1 protein-coding gene is annotated in these 1,300 nt (G+C 53.5%); it reads left to right on the top strand.

The genetic code is table 11. From position 1 onward, the window contains the following. The first annotated feature begins 54 nt into the window (after window positions 1–54). A protein-coding gene (locus tag FMN52_RS08670; protein ID WP_148608273.1) for an IS3 family transposase occupies window positions 55–1,268 on the top strand; the annotation gives its coding sequence in 2 pieces (ribosomal slippage) (window positions 55–418 and window positions 418–1,268; 1,215 coding nt in all). The last annotated feature ends 32 nt before the right edge of the window (window positions 1,269–1,300 follow it).

Below are 1,300 nucleotides of genomic sequence, written 5' to 3' on the forward strand. Positions count from 1 at the left end.
TGACCCGTCCTGAATAAGGTTTACACCTTCCTGCTTGAGATTACGGAGGGTGTGATGAATACGAAGAGGCGGAGGAGTCAGAGGGATTATTCCCTGGCCTTTAAATTGGCGGTGGTGGACCAGGTTGAAAAGGGCGAGATGACTTACAGTCACGCCCAGGAACGATATGGTATTCAGGGGAGCTCGACGGTGCTAACGTGGTTACGAAAGTATGGTCAGCAGGACTGGAGCCCGATGGCCTTACTCTTCGCTCGCAAGGGGGCTGCAATGGCCAAGCCGGATCTTCCACTGACACCCGAGCAACGCATCAAAGAATTGGAACAGCAGCTGGATGAAGCTAATCAGAAAGCCCAGTTCTTTGAATCCGTTGTGGATGTGCTACAGAAAGACTATGGCTGTCGCGTTATAAAAAAGCGGTCCGGCAAGTCCTCGCGCAAAAGCGGATCCAAGGCCTGAACGTTACTCGGGCTTGCCGATATCTAGGTTTCTCCCGTCAGGCGTATTACCAGCACTTCAAAGCTGAGGCAGCTCGTCAGGCTCACAATCTCTTGGTGTTGGACTTTGTACAGGAAGAGCGCCTGCATCAGCCCCGTCTGGGCACCCGCAAGCTGCATTCACTCCTTAAACCGAAGGCTCTGCGCATAGGCCGGGACCGACTATTTGATCTCCTGCGAGCCCACCGACAACTGGTTCCTCGTAAGCGGGCCTATCATAAGACTACGCACAGCCATCACCACTTTCGCTGCCATCCCAACCTGCTGAAAGGCCCGGAGCAAATCGTGCCAGACGCGCCCGAGCAGCTATGGGTGGCAGACATTACCTATTTGCCGACACGTCAGGGCGCAGCCTATCTCAGCCTGATTACGGATGCCTTCTCACGCAAAATCGTGGGCCACCATGTGCATGACACGCTCCATACGGCGGCCGTAATACAAGCCATGCAAAAAGCGTTGAAGGGCAGGCAATACTCTGGAGGGCTGGTTCATCACTCCGATCGGGGCGTCCAGTATTGCTCAGCGCCTTATCAGCAACTTCATGCCAAGTACGGTATCCGTTGTTCGATGACAGATGGCTATGACTGCTACCAGAATGCGCTGGCCGAGCGGGTGAATGGGATACTAAAAACAGAGTTCTTACTGGTGCTTCCCAAAGACTTGGTGGAAGCTCAAAAGATGGTTGATCAGTCCGTGCAGACCTATAACACAAGACGGCCACATCTGGCCCTCAAATACAAAACGCCCGATGCGGTGCACCGGGCGTTTCGATAGAAGTAGGTGTAAACCTATTTCAGGACTAGACA

Origin of the sequence: Marinobacter sp. BW6, assembly GCF_008107725.1 — a bacterium.
In the GTDB taxonomy this organism is placed as follows: Bacteria; Pseudomonadota; Gammaproteobacteria; order Pseudomonadales; family Oleiphilaceae; genus Marinobacter.